This is a genomic window from Nonlabens sp. YIK11 (assembly GCF_001413925.1).
In the GTDB taxonomy this organism is placed as follows: Bacteria; Bacteroidota; Bacteroidia; order Flavobacteriales; family Flavobacteriaceae; genus Nonlabens.
Genome location: NZ_LBMJ01000001.1, coordinates 3,056,789 through 3,075,537 on the forward strand (window position 1 = coordinate 3,056,789; position 18,749 = coordinate 3,075,537).

Sequence of the window (18,749 nt, forward strand, 5' to 3'; positions counted from 1 at the left end):
TAAATTAAAATGAATACTTCGTTATCTAAACATCTTCTTCTAGCCTTTGTTATAGGATCCCTTTTCTCTTGTGAGCGAGAGTTGGAGAGGTACGAATTATTAACTACAGAAAGATGTGCGTCTGACAATGTGGTTATCGACCCGTTTGTCGTATCAGACTTTGAATGTCAGTCCAACGTAGAAATCAACGGAGTTGAAGTCATTAGAAATCCTAGTGAAACGGGCGAAAACACTTCAAAATTTGTTGGAGAATATATTGATGGCTCGAGCGCTACAGATGCGTTGACCATAGATTTTAACGGTGGTCTTGATCTGTCAACCAATGCTACTTTTACTTTTAAAGTTAAAACCAGTATCACTGGAACGTTAGAAATACAACTAACTGGTGACCCCAGCGGTATGGCAATTTATGATGTCATCATCGCAGGTAATGATCGATGGGTAACCTATGAGGTTGACCTTCTTGATGAAAGAGATAAAACCTATGATCAGATCAATCTCGTTTTCAATAGTGGGATTGAAAACAATGGAAATGATATTTACCTAATAGACGACATCAAGTTCGACCCAACAGTAGATCCATGTGAAGATGTGGTTGCAGACCTTTCCATTATCAGTGATTTTGAATGCCAACAGAATTATTTTTTGGGTGCAGATCCAGCTCAAACTAGCGTTGAGATTATTGACAACCCATTTATTCGTGGAATCAATCAAAGTACGCAAGTAGGTGAATACATCGACAATGGTACAGAAGCATTTGATAACCTTCAAATCAATTTTGATGATTCTATCGACCTTTCTGAAAATGCCTCATTCACATTAAAAGTTTATTCAACAAATACAGGACCGATAACTGTCAAATTAGAAGGTGGTTCTCAAGAAATAGAGAGAACTAACGTCATTAGTAGGGTCAATCAATGGGTAGAATACAGCTTTGATTTTACAGAAGCCGTAGGTAATGGAAACGATACGATGGTGATCTTCTTCAACGCAGGCAGCACCAATGGAACTATGGCAGACACTTATCTAATCGATGACCTAAGTTTTGAGCCCTTTGTGGATCCTTGTGAAGGAGTAACTCAAGACTTATCCATCATATCAGATTTTGAATGCCAGCAAAATTATGTTCTCAATCCAGCACTAGTTACTGTAGTAGATAATATTGATCCTGACGGTATCAATACAAGTGATATTATTGGTGCCTATATAGATAATGGAACAATTGCTTTTGATAACCTCATAATAGACCTTGAGATGCCAATAAACTTATCTGAGAATTCCCTATTCACGATCATGATTTACTCAACTCAAACAGCACCTTTAATTGCAAGGCTGGAAGGCGGAACTACACCACTAGAGGTAACTTCAAATATCACTGAAATAAATGAATGGGTACAATATACCTTTGACTTTTCATCAGTCATTGGAGAAGGTAACGACACATTGATTCTATTTTTCAACGCAGGAGCCGAAGATGGAACTGAAAATGATGTTTATTATATCGATAACCTCCAATTTGAGTCAAATCCTTGTAGTGTAGTCGCTGAAGATTGTACAGGTGTCGCTCCGGATCTATCTATCATAAGTGATTTCAACTGTCAGCAAAACTATCATTTGGGTGCCGTTCCAACAGTTGACGATGCACCAGTAGTGGACAACCCTAATATTGATTGCATTAATAGAAGTGCCAATGTTGGGCGATATACAGATAATGGGACAGATCCCTTCGACAATTTATTCATTGATCTAGAAGGACCGTTCGATTTGAGTACCAATAGCACACTGAAAATTAAAATACTATCTAACGTTCAAGCACCAGTTCCGGTTTTAGCAAAACTGGAGGGCGGTACACCGCTTGAAGTATTTGCAGATATTACTGTGACAGGGGAATGGACAGAATTAAGCTTTGATTTTAGTGATGCAATTGGCGATGGTAACAACGCATTGGTACTATTTGTAAATGCAGGAGAAACCAATATGTCAACAGCTGACATTTATTTCTTGGATGATATACGCTTTGAAGCACCGTAAATAAAGTAATGGCTGTTGCACTGTAGATGAGCCATTTTAATTATCTAATCCTTAAACAACCAAAATATGAAACTCCTACTTTCCCTCATTCTAATGACAGCTTTGGTTTTAATGAACTGCAACTTGAATGCACAGATCATTGAGGATTATGAAGGTCCTGCCATGAATATGAACATCATGAAAAGCGGTAGCACTATCGATAATAGTACTATCTCCGTTGTTGCAAACCCTTCTAAATCAGGAATTAATACCAGCAATACGGTTAGCCGTTTATTTAGAGATAAAGATGGAATTCCATGGTGCGGGTTTTGGTCAAACCGAAATATCAATCTCAACAGTAATAAGTTCTTGCACCTCAAAGTTTACAAAACAAGAAGGACTTCGGTAAGAGTAAAACTTGAAGGTGGATCAGCAGGTGCGGTAGAAATTCAAAGCATGAGTCCACCTTCAAAAATAAATGAATGGGAGGATCTCGTTTTTGACTTTAGCAATCTATCTGGAACATACACTAAGATAAGCGTCATGCCTGATTCTAGAGATCCTGTTGGGTTATCTAGAAATATTAATGTATACGTAGATGATCTTCAACTTACAAACAGTCCCACGCCGCACACTTATGTGAATGAACTGTTTAACAACAGCTACCGACTTATCACAGAAGCTAGAAGACCAAATGGGATCTACATTGATGCTGTGGATGTAGGAAATGTAGGCGATAAACCAGCAAGTATCGTGGCAAACGGTATAGGTTTGATTTCCATGTGTATTTCGGACGCCATGTATCAAAAAACGCAGGACGATGCCAACTGGGAAGCAAATGCGGCACAACGCGTCATAACTACGACCCAAAAGCTCATTGAATTTAAAAACAGTGGGCGTACCAATGGTGCGGGAATGTTTCCTAGATATTTCAATTATGTAAATGGTGGCCCTGACGGAAATTGGTCAAGTGAATACAGCACAATGGATAACGGTATTTTTACCATGGCGCTTTACATGACTAAACATTATTTCGCAAACAATCCAACTGTTGTGGCAAATGTAGATGCACTGCTCACAGGTATGGATTATACGAAAGCCATTGGAACCAACAATCAAATAGCCATGGTTTTGGATCAATCAGGAAATAACGGTACAGTGTTTACCCTTCCGTTCAATGAATACATGTTGGTTTCCTGGTTGGCCCTACATACGCCTACAAACAATCAAGCGGATCAACAACGATCGCTAAATTTCTGGAATACTTATTTTGCAAATCCCGTAACAGCACCGGTACCACATCCTAATTACTGGGGCTTTGAAACCTTATCAGATGCTAACAATGGATTTGTATCATCCTTCATACCGCAATTTTGCTATTACTTCATAAATACATTCAAGTTCAATCCAGACTATATGAACTATTTCAATAATTGGAAGGAGTCCGATAAGAAATATGCAATAGATACTGGTGCTCCCAACACTTATGAATGGGGATTAGGTGCAGGTGAAGTACCCAACGGCGGTTATTCTGCAGATAAGGTATTGGACAATCCCAACAATATAGTTTCTCCACATATCATCAGCGGTTATATGCCAGTGAATCCTGGCAGCTATTATGATCTTTTGAATTTGTATGACAACGGCAACGGCCCGTCTGTTTACAGTATTCCAAGCAATCAATTTAAAAAGGTATTGTGGAGATATAAGAGAAATAATCCAGCACAACGTACCGATTACATTCAGGTCGTTGACTACTCCACGATGCTCTTTGGACTTGCGACTTTACCAGAACATCTAGGGGAATATTGGTTCTCTGCCTACAACGGAATCACGGCAGCGAGTGCTCCTAAAAATACACTGCAAACAATTTCCAAAGATTCTCAGACAATTCCGTCATTCAAAGCTTATCCCAACCCATTTACACACAGTATAACGATTCATACCGGTATCAAAAATAATAATGAGGGCTCGATCAAGGTGTTAGACATCAACGGACGTGAAGTTTTTAAAATAGTCACAAAACAAGAAGTAGAAAGTATCATTCTGCCTGACAGCCTTTCCTCAGGAATGTATTTTATAGAAATGAATGCCGCTGGCAAAAAATCTATTTTCAAAATCCTGAAAGAGTAAAATTTTATTTTGAAATGGTGAATTGAATTTAGTCTCTGGTGCTAGTCGACATTAGCCTATGCGTTTTTTCGCTTTCGCGAAAGCGAACATCTACTAAATAACTAGGTGCTAAATAAATTTATTACCATTTTTCAATGAACCAAGATATTTATCAACTTCCTACTTTATGATAAGTTGATTCATTCTCGGTTTTTATACTATTACCACCATAAACTTTTAAGATTTAGAAAAATAAAATCAGTAAAACTGATAGCAAGACACCTATAAACATGAATAAAAGAACTTTTCTGTTATTGATTACCGCAGTCTCTGCCCTAGGTGGATTGTTATTTGGTTATGACACGGGTGTTATTAATGGCGCTCAATTTTACCTAAGCAAGCATTTTGATTTAGATTCTGCGATGAAAGGTTGGGTCGTAGGGAGCGCCTTATTAGGCTGTTTAATTGGTGCTATTGCCGCTGGTCCTTTAAGCATAAAATTTGGGAGAAAATACTCTCTATTGATTTCAGCTGTAATGTTTTCAATTTCAGCTTATGGATCCGGCTTACCTTCATTTTTACCAGAGTCCGTATCTCTACTTGTCATATTTAGAATTATTGGCGGCCTCGGGATAGGTATTGCCTCCATGAACGCACCTATGTATATAGCTGAAATTGCTCCTAACGAAATAAGAGGTAAAATGGTTACCTATTACCAACTTGCTATAGTCATAGGGTTTTTCGTTGTCTTTTTAGCAACCTATTTTATTGGTAATCAATTATCAGAAGCAGAGAATATTGAGTTTGGATGGAAGCATATGTTTTGGTCAGAATTAATTCCTAGCTGTCTATTCTTAACCCTACTATTTTTCGTGCCAAAAAGTCCACGGTGGTTAGCTTTAAAAGGGAATAATGATGCTGCTTTGGGAGTATTGACAAAAATCCATGGAGCCGATAGAGCACTGTTAGAAATAACGGAAATTAAAAAGTCTCTTGAAAAAAATGATAAGACAACCAACGTAAATTATTTTTCAATAACGATAATCGGAATCATTGCAATTGGAACCACTATCTCTGTATTACAGCAGTTTACAGGAATCAATGCTGTGCTATATTATGGTGCAGATATTTTTGAAAAAGCACTCGGATTCGGTAAAGACGATATTTTATCGCAACAAATATTATTAGCCTTCATAAATCTCGTATTCACATTCGTGGCTATGTTCACGGTAGATAAATTAGGAAGAAAACCACTAATCTATATAGGTTCCATTGGGATGATCCTAGGATTCTCCTTATTGGGAATAACGCTACAACAGGAATCCGTTGGCTTTTTATCCTTATTAGGCGTTTTGATTTTCATAGCGTCCTTTGCTCTTTCCATGGGACCTGTTGTGTGGGTTTTGCTTTCTGAAATGTTTCCAAATAAAATTAGAAGTGTAGCAATGTCTGTGGCTGTAGCTGGTCAATGGGCAGCAAATTATGTAGTATCTCAATCATTCCCTATAGTTATGGATAGCGAGATTAACAATGGCTCTTTATGGAATGGTTCTCTACCATATTTTATATTCATCGCCTTTATCGTAATTATAATGATAGTTACCTACAAATTCATTCCAGAAACGAAGGGCAAATCTCTTGAAGAGATAGAAAACTTTTGGTGAATTAATAAATCCATATCACTTGCAGTTAAATGTAACGGCGAGTAAAAACTCTAAAATATTTTTCTTGTATGGTTTAATTCATTTCCAAAGAATTCGAAAAAAGATTTGAAACCTCTATCTTCCTATCTGATAAACCATCCTGAATACTAAAAGAAATGAATGCTTGAAACTTGTGGTTATTGGGGTGTAGATGGTTTGATTTTAAGATAGATTATTGATTATTATATCCAATTAATATTTTTAATCTAATTTTTAAAAACATTCATTTTTAAAACTGACTAGCAGTAAATGGTCTGTTTTCAAGTGGAGCGCTTTTAGCTGTTACAATATTTAGCTGAAGGGTTTACTTCAATAATTAACGCTTGGACCAATTTAGAGAACAATGCGCTCATAGCGCGTTTGTTGTTATTCAAGCTAGTAGCATTATTATTATCATGTGCCAAACAGCTAAGGTATTCTGCAAATACCCGCCTTGATAACTGCTCTACAGGTAATCCAGCAACAGCATTATTCTTGGCCAGTCCAATGAAACGATTTTGAGCTTCACGGTATTGACCGTGAGTGGTTATTGCGATTGATGAAAGACTTGTCAAAAAAATGTGACACCCTTTACGCCCTTGCGACACGCAGGCTCGCAAAACATGAAGCGGCGGTTGACCCTTTAAAAAATACTCGCGCCTTAAGCGCGTAACCAGACTGGGATTCCTGCCTCTCGGCAGGCAGGTAAGGGGCAACGGTAGACGCGAGTGCGTATTGAATGGAATGTGTGAAATACAACAAGCCGCGCTCTTGGATGGTGCGGTGGAAGTGGCGGCGGTCCCTGCAAGGGGATTAAAACCTAGATCTTGCTAGCGACTATGAGATCCTGAAACGAGTCGAGGATGACAACCTAAAAAGGTTACCCCTTGCAGGGATGTTTTATGGAACGAAATGGAATGAATGGAGCACACCTTATTACCTGCCTTGCAGGATGTGGGAACCAAGATGATGCTTCCATTATTTACTAGCATTTAATTGTGATGATTTCGTCTAATCTGGTGGTGTAGCGCTTGCTGCGGTGTTCTTGTCTCATTTTCCAAGTGCGTTGCAGGTCTTGGCCACCGAATCGCACATTGCCAAAGGTGTTTTTATTTAAGTGGTCTATCGTTTTCATCAGCTGTGAATGCTTGGGATTCTCTTGTGTGAAAAGAGCGATCTGGCGATTTGATGCCGGAGTCAGATTTAGTGCCATAATGCCTGCTTTTTTATATAGATACTGTGGTTTGTAAATGCGCTCCAAACCACAAATAGCCGATTTTGTAATATCGATGGTTGAATTGGTTGCAAAGGGAAGACGGATGGTAATGCCTTTACTGTATTGTTTGAGATCTTTTCTGTGAGCGTTGGTATGTATAAATAAAAACAACTGACTGCAACAGCTGTCTTGCCTTCTTAGTTTTTCGGCCAATTTTGCGCAATACATGGAGACTCGTTCCTTGACCTCATCAAAAGAATCGTAATTTTTACTGAAAGATCTGGTTACTGCCATGTTCTTTTTAGCTTTAGATTCTTCCAGGTCTAATGTGGGCACGCCCGACAAGTCCCTTTGTAAACGAATGCCAACAATGCTCATTTGAGATTGTACATAATCCTTAGGAAGTTGAATGAAGTCCCAAGCCGTATGTACTTCAATCGCTTTCAGTTTTGCCGCATATCTCCTGCCAATTCCCCATACGTCCTCGATACTGGTCCATTTTAAGGATTTTTCGATTAGGCTGTCCGAGTTGATCACGTGAACCCCCATCGTGTGTTTTGGATACTTCTTGGCTATTTTGTTGGCTACTTTTGCTAAAGCCTTGGTAGGTGCAATACCGACACTTACCGGGATTCCTGTACACCTGGAAATCATTTCCTTCATTTTTACTCCATAGTCATGCAGGTCAAATTTTTCAAAACCCATCAGTTTTAGAAATATTTCGTCAATACTATACAGTTCGACCTCAGGAGAAAAATCACTCAATAAAGACATGACTCTAGCACTCATGTCGCCATATAATGCATAATTGGAAGAGAATATCCTAAGTCCATGAGATTGGACCAAATTGGTCACCTGAAAAGCAGGAGTTCCCATCTTAATGTTTAGTTTTTTCGCTTCATTACTTCGGGCAATGACGCAACCATCATTATTTGATAACACGACTACCGGAACCTTTTCAAGGGCTGGATTGAATACCCTTTCGCAGCTAGCGTAAAAATTATTACAGTCTATGAGTGCGAACATTACAGCAGGTACTTCACCGCATTTACCACAATACCCCAAATCGCCAGTTCGTTATCTGGTGTCACTAAAATGGGCTGGTAATCCTTATTGGCAGGCATCAACCAAATTCCGCTTTTATCCATTTTGATGCGTTTGACCGTAAACTCACCGTCCAAGAAGCAAACCGCAATATGACCGTTTTTAGGTTTAATGCTTTTATCAATGACTAATAGATCCCCATCATCCAATCCAGCATCCTTCATACTGTCCCCACTTACCCTACCAAAAAATGTCGCGCTTTTATTCTTGATACATTCCCTATTCAGATCAATGGCCTCATCCAAATGATCGTCTGCCGGCGATGGAAACCCACAAGAAATGGGACCTATGTACGGTAGTGATAAAACAGAATCAAGGTTATAGCTGATCTTCATTTATGGAATATTTCCAAGGCAAAACTAGGAATAATTCCAATTTTATCATACCGTTTTTTATCGTCTGAACTAAAAAGTTATTAGGTAATTAACTATGAGTGGATTAGAAATTGCCTCAATAGAAGCACTGATCTGATCATCTTGAGACGAGAAGCGAAGCAACGCTTATGGCCAGTCGCTACCTCTCTAGTGTCTATTTTTTGTTATAAATGTCAAAAGTTGGCTATTTCCTACCAGTGACCTGTTCCTGTTTCCCCTTTGAAAGGTCCGGTAACGTCAGGTGTGATCCAGCCGGCATAGAAGTCGCCTGGCTGGGCTTTTACCTCAATACCATCTACAAAACAATCCAGGTGTTGTGGGTAGAATGCTAGGTAGTCCTTCAATTCTATAAATTCAGGAAAAGGATTGGTATAGGACCAAGCGATAGGTCGAGACATGTTGTCTTTTAAGCCCCAGTAGGTTGCTTCACCTTTCCACTCGCAAAAAGAGCTTTTCCTAGGTATTTGCTCCAGCATCTCCATGTCGATATCCTCTTGTGGTATGTAATAGGTAGGCGGACTGGCCGTTTCTAGCACCGCCAGTGCCTGTTGCGTCAGAGCAATGGTTTTATTCTGGTATTTGACCATCACCTCTTTGTCTACCCTTTCAATCGCTGGCGGACGCGGAAAGTCCCACACGGAACGCTGACCTTCCTTAGGTTCGATGGCAAAAGGTGGTCTTGTATTACCTCTACTGTTCCAACCATCACGTGCCTTTTGTAACCAGTCTTTGTTGATGTTCATAGCAGTTTTAGTATAGAAATTGTGTCATTCTTAAAATTCATGTCAAATGCTACTCCATGTTTTTGTACTATCAAGAAGTTCATCTTATAGGTCGATCACTACAATACATCCTATCGAGAGCAGTCGAGAACTAAAATATCCTTTGATACAATGAAATTATTAATATTGCATTGTAAATCGTTTGACTCTAAGAGTGAATTACATCTAAGTTTATTAGTCTGTATGATGAATAGGTATTATTGAACTCACAAGAATCAGTTTTTTATTCTTTCTATAGGAGATTGTTTTCTATATCATCGCTTCTCCTCTTCACCCTTTTTATGAAAAGTCTCTACAATTAATTTAGGGTCAACAATGGGTAGTAGAACATTTGAAGTGTTTTGAGTTAATGCTAATACTAGACCTCTTAAAGTAGCATAAGAAATACCACATAGTTGACTGATAAATGCGTTATTAAAATTAACCATTTTTTCTCCAGTAATTTCATAAAAGCGATCTAGTTGATCTACTTTATAATGAAAAAACACCTCTGATACAATCGCTCCATTAAGAGTCATTCCTAAATCTATGCGCATTAATCCGTCTTCTAGATTATGTGCAAAATCTAGTACTATACCAGGAAGCGCATCTTGAGATGGGGCAAATGATCTAATAGATTCCTTATCATACTGAATGCCATTTACATAAATTTCATTTGCCTTAGCAAGTGCCTGCTGCATAACTTATGGTATTGTTTTCTTGATAATCTGAATCAGACTTTTGAGATCTATTGTTGTAATCCAAACTCAAAATAATAGGCTGCTGGTTGGATCGTTGCTCTTTTCCCTGCTCTACTAGTCTAATTTTCAGCTTTAATTCAATATATGCCAGTGTCTGACTAGTGATATTTTGTTCTCCAGACATCCATCTGTAAACTTGAGGTTGCTCTTTATTTAAAATTCTTGCAAGCTCTGAAATAGATGTTATTCCTTGATCATTCATGTACTGAGTAATACGATCAATATAGTAGAAGTTATTTTCTACCATACGTCGTGTGATCGCATCACCTTTAGTCTCTAACCAGTCTGTTATACTATTTCCTTTATTTTTTTTCATATTTCTATAATAAAATCATCTGAACAATCGATGTCTGTAACATCTTCATTCCAGTATATTTCTTTATCTCTTATTGCGCTATCTATAGCATTACAAAATTCTTGCCCGTTTAAAAAGTGCTCTTTTACGTTAGGACACTTCAAAGGGTCATCTGCAGTTTTAAGTCCACCGCTGAAGACAAATAAAACATTTTCATTAAGTCTATGGCAGTACAAACGCAACATATTTTTTGCTGGTTGTCCATCTTCTTGATATGTAGGGTCAGTTTTGTAATTTTTCTTGGGTATAGCCAGTAACTCAGATCCTGATTGTTCATTACGAAACAATCTTATTAAAGCTCCACGATCGCCGAGTTGCTTTATACATTCTAGTAAATGAGTGAGTTTTTTAGGATGTTCTAAGGCTAGTCGGTCTCTAAATTCAACAAATAAACTCGTAGACTCACCAACAGGTGTAAGGGAATAAACCTCAAGATGTTTGAAAGATGCTTCATGTGTGACAGAGTATTTCATTGTTAGACAAGACGAATATATATAACTTATAAGTTATAACACTTAATATGTTGATAATTTTCGACGAAATTCTTCATTCCCTACAACTCACCTTTAAATGCCTGATCCAGTAAAACACTCTTTAACTGCTTTAACTCTTAAATTAATTTAATCAAAAAAATCTTTTAAATAAGCAGTTGTTTATCTGACTGATTATCCACACTTATCGTTTGCTCCTTCAAAATTTTTGAAATTCTTTTATCATGTGATTTCAAAAATTTCTCGCAACGCCATTTTGAATACTTTGAATTTGGAATGTATAACTCTAATTCTTGCATGAAATGCTTATGCTTACTCGTTCTACTTGCTAAACTAGAATTTAATCTTTTTAAAAACTTATTTAAATCAGATCTAGTTATTTTTCGGTCAGAAGTTACTGTGAGCTGACCATTTCTGGTAGTCGAAACGATAGTAGAAAAGCTATCAGATACAATTCCCAACAACACATTGGATTGTATAGTTTCATATGTGCAAAAAATATTCTTAAACCTAGAAACTTTTTTATCTTCTAGAGCTCTAATTGCAAGGTTTTTAATTATATCCTCAGCATCAGAAATAAAGGTATGATAAGACAGTATATAATTTGAATATGCCAATGATAATTGGCTAAAGGTTGGTTTATTAATTGTAGCCAAAACTATTTCAGTTTCATCACTTTCTTTATATTTTTTAAAATAATCTTCCTCTGCTTTACTATAATTTTTATAACCTGTAATTATTGGAAAGGAAGTCTTTGATGCCTCAATTAGAAAGTATTTATTCTTACTCATTTTAGGATTCCATTGCGCTCTTACTTTTGCTGAATTTCTCCTAAAAAGATTACTTAGTTTATTTATAAAATCTCTTTTTTCCAATACTTTATAAATCAATTCTGCTTCTTGCTTTTCTAACTCCTTATCACTGGACATTAAGGAATGAAATTCCGCAAATTCTGGATCACTATCATAACCCAATTCCTTGAGTCTTGTACCATAAATAAAATCTGTAATCTCCACTAAAGTAGACCAATTGTGATGTTTAACAGTTCGTAATTGTATTTCAATTCGTTTTCCTGTTTTTCTATCTTTGACATAAATATGTAAACCTCTGTAACCAATCGGTTTCGGGTTATCAATATAGTCTCTTATTTTTCCTGAAAGATCAAATTCTTTTAATATTAAATCACGAGCTTTAAAAACTTCAGTATCATTATCAAAAATCATACGCAAGCCAGCTACGTCGCCCATTCTTGACAATTTCATTTTTTCTTCTCGAAAAACTTTATTTATGATAGTGCTAATTCTTTTTAATCTAAAAGCAACAATAGCACTAGTTCTTACTTGGCTTTTAATCATAACTAAACGATTAAAAGTATCTCGCATTGGTTCATAAAAAGACAGTCTAAAGTCTTGTAGTTCTTTTAAATCACTATTCTCTAACTTACCATTACTTAATAGAATTCTTTTTCCTAATCTATTAATTTGTTCATTTGAAACCATAATACTATTTAAATCTTCCCTACAACTCACCCTTAAATGCCTGATCCAGTAAACTACTCTTCAACTGCTTTAAGTCTTCCAAATTTTGGGTTATTGAATCATTGAGTTTTTTAGTTTCTTCCTGTATTTGAACAATTCTATTAATCTGTTTTTTCTGAATTGATAATTTAGGAACTGGTATTTTCCATTCTTCCAGAAATGGTCTAGGAACCCTTTTAAGACCACCAGCGCCAGTCATATTTTCCTTTCCTGTCACTCTAAACTGCTCTGTTAAGACTGCAAAATATACCCATTCAGGAAGAACATTTTCGTTTGGTCTCAAAACATGATATTCTGAAGAACCGAAACCTATTCCATTTAATAAACCTTTTGCTAAACCTGCCTTACCATTTTCAAAACATGGTGTCACTTTAGCTAGTATAATATCGCCATCAGCAAAATAAGTGTAACCTTTATAGACTTCTTTGAGATTTTTGATTTCGTTGGGCTTAAAATTAATTTCATGTTCATTCAAGTCTCTCATTGGTAAAAATGAAACTTCTAGCGTGTCATCTAGATCCTTTACTTCTGATTTCTTTGGTCCAACGATACAAAGATCTTTGATCATTACATCACCATCTGAATAAATTCCATCCAACACACTACCCATCAAGGCCTGCGTGTGAGCGATATTTTCTTCTAGCAATTTTATAGCAGCATCTATCTTTTCAAATAAGCCATCCAGCTTTGCAACGATGCGCTTTTGTTTTGGTAGTGGTGGTAAAAGAAGTTTTCTATTCTCAATAGCTGTTTTAGTTAAATGAAACATTCCAACACCTCTAGAATGTTCCTTTTTCATCATGTCTTTATCCCAATCTAAAAAATGAAAAGCAAAATCTTTGTCAATTTTCTTTTCATCACAAATCATTTTCCAAATATGATAGTGATAAATAACTTTCTCTTCTTGCCAAATTCTTGGTCCAAATGATGCTGACCAAGCATAAATCAAATCTCCATCATCACAGTATTTGTCCTCGTTTAATTCTAAGTCGGACCAATACCAGCTGTTATTAGTGAATAAATTACCAACTCGAAGCACACGGTATTTTCCTTTGCTTAAAAGCTCTGGTTTTTTATAAGCTCTACCATTAACAACCTTTATAACATCTTTTAGCTTTACCTCTTCCCAATTACCCATCGATCAAGCTTTCTATCTGGTTCATCAATTCCTTAATGGTCGCATCATTCTTTTTAATACTAGATAGCAATTCTTGTGGACTGCGGTGTATGACATCTTCGACTTTGTGTGGATTTTTTGCACTAAGGTCATAGTCTTTAATATCGCTAGCTTTTATAGTCCAGTCGTTCTCGCCAGGATTTGCAATTGCGGTACCAAAAAGTTCTCGGCTCTCGCTTGAACTGAAATTTACTTTTGCGGTAACCGCTCGTTTTTCTGATGTAGTATTACGCAGTTCTGGGTTATTAAACAGGTGGATAAATTCTGCCAGATGGTCTGCGGTGATGGGATTGTTTTTGGTCAGTTTTTTTGCAGGATTTACTTCATAATACCAGATTTCGCAAGTACTTCCTGCACGTTCAAAAAAAATGACATTGGTTTTTACACCACTGTAAGGTAAAAATACACCGCTGGGTAAACTCAACACGGTATGCAGGTTAAAATTATGTAGTAGGTCTTGTTTTACTTTCGCGAAAGCGTTATTACTCTGGAACAAGATCCCTTCTGGGATCAATATCGCAGCACGGCCACCTACTTTCATGCGTTTCATAAAGTGTTGCATAAACAGCAGTTCTGTAGCGTTACTTTTTACTGTAAAGTTAGCCTGCATTTGTGCGTTTTCTTTCCCGCCAAAAGGTGGATTTGCCAGGATCACATCGTGCCTATCACTATCGCTATAATCCATAATGTTTTGTGCCAGTGTGTTTCCCTTTGCCACGTTAGGACTTTCTATACCGTGCAGGATCATATTCATCATACCCATGACATATCCCAGCGAGGTTTTTTCCATACCGTAAAAGGTTTGGGTCTGTAAAAACTCGTACTGGCTGGCGCTCATCTCTTGATGGCGCATGTGTTCAAAGGCTTCTACTAAGAAACCGGCACTACCTACGGCACCATCATAAACGGTCTCACCTACTTGTGGATCGAGCACTTGTACCATAGCTGTAATCACCGCACGTGGTGTGTAGAACTCGCCACTATTACCGCCATCGCTTCCCATTCCTTTTAACAGGTCCTCATAAATGCGTGATAGCTCAAAGAGGTCGTCCTGACTCTGGAAGTTCATACTGTCTATAATATCCAGTACCTCACGCAAGGTATGACCGCTCACAATACGGTTATCCAGATACTCAAAGATGGCGCCTATTTTATAGCGCATGCTGTGTGTGTCCTGCACATCATCATTACAGCTTTTCAAATAAGGAAAAAGCGTCTCATTTACAAAATCCTTGAGCTCGTCACCAGTTTTGGCACGTTTTACATCGGGCTTACCGTTTTCATCTTTAGGACATGCCCATACCGGCCATTGTAATTCTACTGGCAATACATGTTTATAAGTGGTGTTTTCAATAATCGCCTCATCTGCCTTTTGCGCTTCATAATCGTTGAGGAATTTGAGAAACAGCACCCATGAGATTTGTTCTGTATAGTGCATCGCACCGCTTATTCCATCATCACGACGCAAGATGTCTGTAAGTCGAGTAATTTTATTTGATATGTCTGACATTGTAGTTGTTTAGGATTTAGGGATGTGGGATTTGGTGGTTTGTTTTGCTGTTTGTTTTTTTCGCTTTCGCGAAAGCGTTTGTTAGTCAATAATTATTTCAACATTATTAAAGTCTTTAGTTGACAGATATTTTATGGGAATATTATATACTGATTTTAATTTACGTAGATAATTTAAGTCAGATTTTGTAGGCTTGGGTTCTCCCACAATAGTAAGTTGAATGGGTTTGCTATGTGAGTAATAGTTTGCATATTCTAATAGTTGACCAAGACCTTGACGGATACAACCCAAAGCTGTGGAAGCTGTTTTTATTTCATAAAATTCATAATAGGCATCAAAATCTGCAACAAGGTCTATGTAGCATCGACCTAATCTACATTCTGTTTTGACAATATCTCCAAAAAGATTAGCGAGATATTGAGCTGTTTCTTCTTGTAACGCTCTATGACGTACTACGGCATTTATGGTTCGCTCTTGCTGTGTATAAGTAAAATCATTTGATGGCGTTCTTGCATCTTTAAAATTAAGTTGACCTTGTTCTTCTAGTCTGTTTTTCTTTACTTCTGGAGGCAGATCCTGCTGTGTGCGTACTCTTTCTTCTATCATTTTATATAATGGCAATAAATCATCAAAGACTTTTAAAACATCTTCAACTTCTAGATCATCGCGATTAATGATTTTCCCTATAAAAATAAAATTCCCGTCTAAGGCCCATTCATGAGGTATTGGTTCGACTTTTTTTTCAACCGTTCTATTAGAATTGTGCCATCTAAACATTTTATAACCTGAAAAGTCAAAGTCTTGATTTTCTATAATCTCGTTGAGTACTGAAAAACGTTTTTGCAATGGTGTTAAATCCCTAAGGTTTTGATGCAACCTAATAGATAAAGCTATACCGTATCTAACCTTATCATCGTATTCAAATGAAGTGTTGAATTGAACTTCTTTATGAGCTCCTTTGTGCGATGCCCATTTTTCCTTTTCTTCAGTATTTGAAAGTTCAAATAAACTAAAGTTGTTATTTATTTTTTTCCATTGATTTCGATAATCTTGAAGATTTCCAATATCATAAAGTTTAGATCTATCATTGATTGTATTTATGTATTCTTTAAACGTCATTTATTTATTGGATTAATTGATTTAACTCGCTTGATAAATTGCTTTTTGCAATCCTAGGTAAGCATCCATAAGAGGTTGCATCCCGCCAAAGGCTTCTTTTGCATCATGTGTAGTTCCTAGTTTTAACCGAATGAGATCTGGCAGTTTATCACGGCGCAATTCTTCAACACCATATTTTTCATAATGCTCTAGTATAAAGTTTAGAAAAGCGACTGCGCGTGCATCTTTATAAACGGTTAGCACTGGATTTTTACTTACTGCTCCTACACGTTCATGCCTGGTTTTTAAATCACTGCGATAGCACAGATGCGATAGCACGTCAAAAATATCTGTATCTGGTGAAGCGACCATATTACGTAAGTCGTCTAGTTGTTCCCGGTCAAAACCTTGTTGACCTAGTTGTTCTAGCAAAGCGCTTCGTGTATCTGGATTTGCCCACGCATCACGTAGTTGCTGCTCGTTTTCAAAAAGTTCTGGTAACTCGCCTATGAGTTTTTCTATGAATTCACGAGCGGTAAGTGGTTTACCGTTTGCATCTACGTATCGTGTTTCTGTATCTGTTACTTTGATGGATTGCCCATTAGAGAGCAGCACCGTTGCTTTGCGATGGTATTCTCCTGGTGGATCAACCACTACACCTTCATCTTCTGGTTGAGGCGTAGGCTTAGGTGGTTGACCAGGTACAATGGTTGCAGGCTCATCATCACCAGGTCCATCCCATATAGGATCATAGAAGTGATTAGTAGCTCCTACAAAGTCTATAATCGTAAAATAATCTTTACCATCATAAAGTCGTGTACCACGACCTACAATTTGCTTAAATTCTATCATGCTACCTATAGGCGCCGTGAGCACGATATTGCGCACATTTTTTGCATCTACACCAGTGGTAAGCATTTTAGAACTGGTTAGGATAGTAGGAATGTCTTTAGTATTGTCTTGAAATTGCTTTAAAAGAACTTTACCTGCATCGCCTTCATCACTGGTAATACGCACGCAGTATTCTGCATCTTTTACCAGTTTATGTTTATTAATCATATCACGCATATCCAGTGCATGCGCTTGATTTGCACAAAAGATGATGGTTTTATCCATAGGCTTCATTTGCTCCAGGATCGTTTTTGCTACGAGTTCTGTACGTTGTGGCAACACGATAGATTTATTAAAATCATTGATATCGTAATGATCTTTAATCAGCTCGCCTTCAACAACTAAATCTTCACTATTATGAATGTACTCATCGATATTTGTTTTGAGGCGCTTAATTTTATAAGGTGTGAGAAACCCATCATTTACGCCATCTTTAAGTGAATACTCATAAATAGGTTTTCCAAAGTAATCATAAGTATCTACGTTATCATCACGTTTGGGAGTTGCCGTTAATCCCAAATGTACTGCTTTACCAAAATGATCCAGAATCTCACGCCAACTTCCACTTTCATTTGCACTACCGCGATGACATTCATCTATGATGATTAAATCAAAAAAGTCTTTTGGGTATTTTTTATAATAACCACCTATATCTTCGCGTTCTGCTATCGCTTGATAAATGGCAAAAAACACATAAGCATTAGTAGGGACCACGCCGTTGCGTTTTCTTATTTCCTCACCGTTTATTTTAACCAGATCACTCTCGTAAGGATTAAATGTATTAGTCATCGCTTGATCTACAAGTACGTTGCGATCTGCTAGGAACAATATACGTGGTTTACGATCCTCATGCTCTAGGTTCCATTTTGCAGTAAGCAGTTTATGCACAATCTGGAATGCGATGAAGGTCTTTCCTGTTCCTGTAGCCAGTGTTAGTAATATACGCTGCTTGTTCTCTGCAATGGCGTTCATGGTTTTTTGAACAGCGACCTCTTGGTAATATCTAGGTTGCCAGTTTCCTTCCATCTTAAATGGAATACCATGTAATTTTCTTTTTAAATCAGTGCGTCGCTCATGGGTACGATTATATAAATCTTCTGGAGAAGGGAATTCCTCAATATAATCGCCATAACCTCTACTTATAATATACTCATAGAGTTTACTACCATTTGTAGCATAGACCACATCTATGGATAATTTTTGCGCATAGCCTATGGCTTGGTGTAAACCTTCTGTGGGGTGTTTACCTATAGCCTTTGCCTCAATAATGGCTAAGCTGTTATTTTTAAAACGTAGTAAATAGTCTGCTTTAAGACCTTTGCCGCGCTTGTTGCCCGTGAGTTTACGACCATCAGTAAAGTAATGTTCACGCCATATCAAATCTGGTGTCCAGCCAGCTTTTACCAGTGCAGGATCTATAAAGCGTGCTCTGGTATCTTCTTCCGTTAGTTTTCTAGTCATTCACTTAAATGTATTGGGTTCAAGATACTTATTGCTGCACTATCTGAACACAACTTGTTGAAAATCCTTATAAATAAATAATGTATCATCCAATTGCAGTAGTTCTTATATGATTTTGCTTTCGCGAAAGCGTGACAACTTATATCCTGATACAATAAAAACTTTACTATTACTCAACTAAAAAGTATTACTCTAACATATAATCTTT

15 protein-coding genes are annotated in these 18,749 nt (G+C 37.2%); 3 read left to right on the top strand and 12 right to left on the bottom strand.

Translation table 11 applies throughout. The features are described 5' to 3' along the window. The first annotated feature begins 9 nt into the window (after nucleotides 1-9). The 3 genes from AAU57_RS13915 (at nucleotide 10) to AAU57_RS13925 (ending at nucleotide 5,786) form a co-directional block, all read left to right on the top strand. A complete protein-coding gene (locus AAU57_RS13915; RefSeq protein WP_156340222.1) occupies nucleotides 10-2,031 on the top strand; it encodes a hypothetical protein in 2,022 nt (673 codons plus the stop codon). A 66-nt stretch (nucleotides 2,032-2,097) separates the two neighbouring features. Further along, the gene (locus AAU57_RS13920; protein WP_082438639.1) at nucleotides 2,098-4,143 is read left to right on the top strand and encodes a T9SS type A sorting domain-containing protein; all 2,046 of its coding nucleotides are present in this window, start codon (nucleotides 2,098-2,100) and stop codon (nucleotides 4,141-4,143) included. Between the two features lie 269 nt (nucleotides 4,144-4,412). After that, nucleotides 4,413-5,786 carry a sugar porter family MFS transporter gene (locus tag AAU57_RS13925; protein WP_055413495.1) on the top strand — a complete coding sequence of 458 codons (1,374 nt, stop codon included), beginning with the start codon at nucleotides 4,413-4,415 and terminating at the stop codon, nucleotides 5,784-5,786. A gap of 314 nt (nucleotides 5,787-6,100) precedes the next feature. Here the strand turns inward: AAU57_RS13925 and AAU57_RS15220 are convergent, their stop codons facing one another. From AAU57_RS15220 to hsdR, 12 genes are all read right to left on the bottom strand, one after another. Further along, nucleotides 6,101-6,379, bottom strand: coding sequence for a phage integrase N-terminal SAM-like domain-containing protein (locus tag AAU57_RS15220; RefSeq protein ID WP_197275419.1), 279 nt, complete (start codon nucleotides 6,377-6,379; stop codon nucleotides 6,101-6,103). A 410-nt stretch (nucleotides 6,380-6,789) separates the two neighbouring features. Further along, on the bottom strand, nucleotides 6,790-8,046 hold the full coding sequence (locus tag AAU57_RS13930; protein WP_055413496.1) for a Y-family DNA polymerase: 1,257 nt from the start codon (nucleotides 8,044-8,046) through the stop codon (nucleotides 6,790-6,792). Continuing rightward, entirely contained in the window at nucleotides 8,046-8,459 is a 414-nt protein-coding gene (locus tag AAU57_RS13935) for a LexA family protein (protein WP_055413497.1), read from the bottom strand. Before AAU57_RS13935 ends, AAU57_RS13930 begins: the two co-directional genes overlap by 1 nt. 230 nt (nucleotides 8,460-8,689) lie before the next feature. Then, complete coding sequence (locus tag AAU57_RS13940; protein ID WP_082438640.1) at nucleotides 8,690-9,241, bottom strand: DUF427 domain-containing protein; 552 nt, start codon at nucleotides 9,239-9,241, stop codon at nucleotides 8,690-8,692. Between the two features lie 293 nt (nucleotides 9,242-9,534). Beyond that, complete coding sequence (locus AAU57_RS13945) at nucleotides 9,535-9,960, bottom strand: hypothetical protein (protein WP_055413498.1); 426 nt, start codon at nucleotides 9,958-9,960, stop codon at nucleotides 9,535-9,537. Beyond that, complete coding sequence (locus AAU57_RS13950; RefSeq protein WP_055413499.1) at nucleotides 9,941-10,336, bottom strand: helix-turn-helix transcriptional regulator; 396 nt, start codon at nucleotides 10,334-10,336, stop codon at nucleotides 9,941-9,943. The genes AAU57_RS13945 and AAU57_RS13950 overlap by 20 nt, the downstream gene beginning before the upstream one ends. Further along, complete coding sequence (locus AAU57_RS13955; protein ID WP_055413500.1) at nucleotides 10,333-10,848, bottom strand: hypothetical protein; 516 nt, start codon at nucleotides 10,846-10,848, stop codon at nucleotides 10,333-10,335. Before AAU57_RS13955 ends, AAU57_RS13950 begins: the two co-directional genes overlap by 4 nt. 164 nt (nucleotides 10,849-11,012) lie before the next feature. After that, nucleotides 11,013-12,365: a RelA/SpoT domain-containing protein gene (locus AAU57_RS13960; protein ID WP_055413501.1), complete on the bottom strand. Its 1,353-nt coding sequence runs from the start codon at nucleotides 12,363-12,365 to the stop codon at nucleotides 11,013-11,015. 19 nt (nucleotides 12,366-12,384) lie between these two features. Next, nucleotides 12,385-13,542: a restriction endonuclease subunit S gene (locus AAU57_RS13965; RefSeq protein WP_055413502.1), complete on the bottom strand. Its 1,158-nt coding sequence runs from the start codon at nucleotides 13,540-13,542 to the stop codon at nucleotides 12,385-12,387. Then, nucleotides 13,535-15,091: an N-6 DNA methylase gene (locus tag AAU57_RS13970; protein WP_055413503.1), complete on the bottom strand. Its 1,557-nt coding sequence runs from the start codon at nucleotides 15,089-15,091 to the stop codon at nucleotides 13,535-13,537. Before AAU57_RS13970 ends, AAU57_RS13965 begins: the two co-directional genes overlap by 8 nt. An 81-nt stretch (nucleotides 15,092-15,172) precedes the next feature. Beyond that, nucleotides 15,173-16,210, bottom strand: a complete 1,038-nt coding sequence (locus AAU57_RS13975; protein WP_055413504.1) for a hypothetical protein — start codon at nucleotides 16,208-16,210, stop codon at nucleotides 15,173-15,175. Between the two features lie 21 nt (nucleotides 16,211-16,231). Beyond that, nucleotides 16,232-18,541, bottom strand: a complete 2,310-nt coding sequence (gene hsdR, locus AAU57_RS13980) for an EcoAI/FtnUII family type I restriction enzme subunit R (RefSeq protein ID WP_055413505.1) — start codon at nucleotides 18,539-18,541, stop codon at nucleotides 16,232-16,234. Nucleotides 18,542-18,749 lie beyond the last annotated feature (208 nt).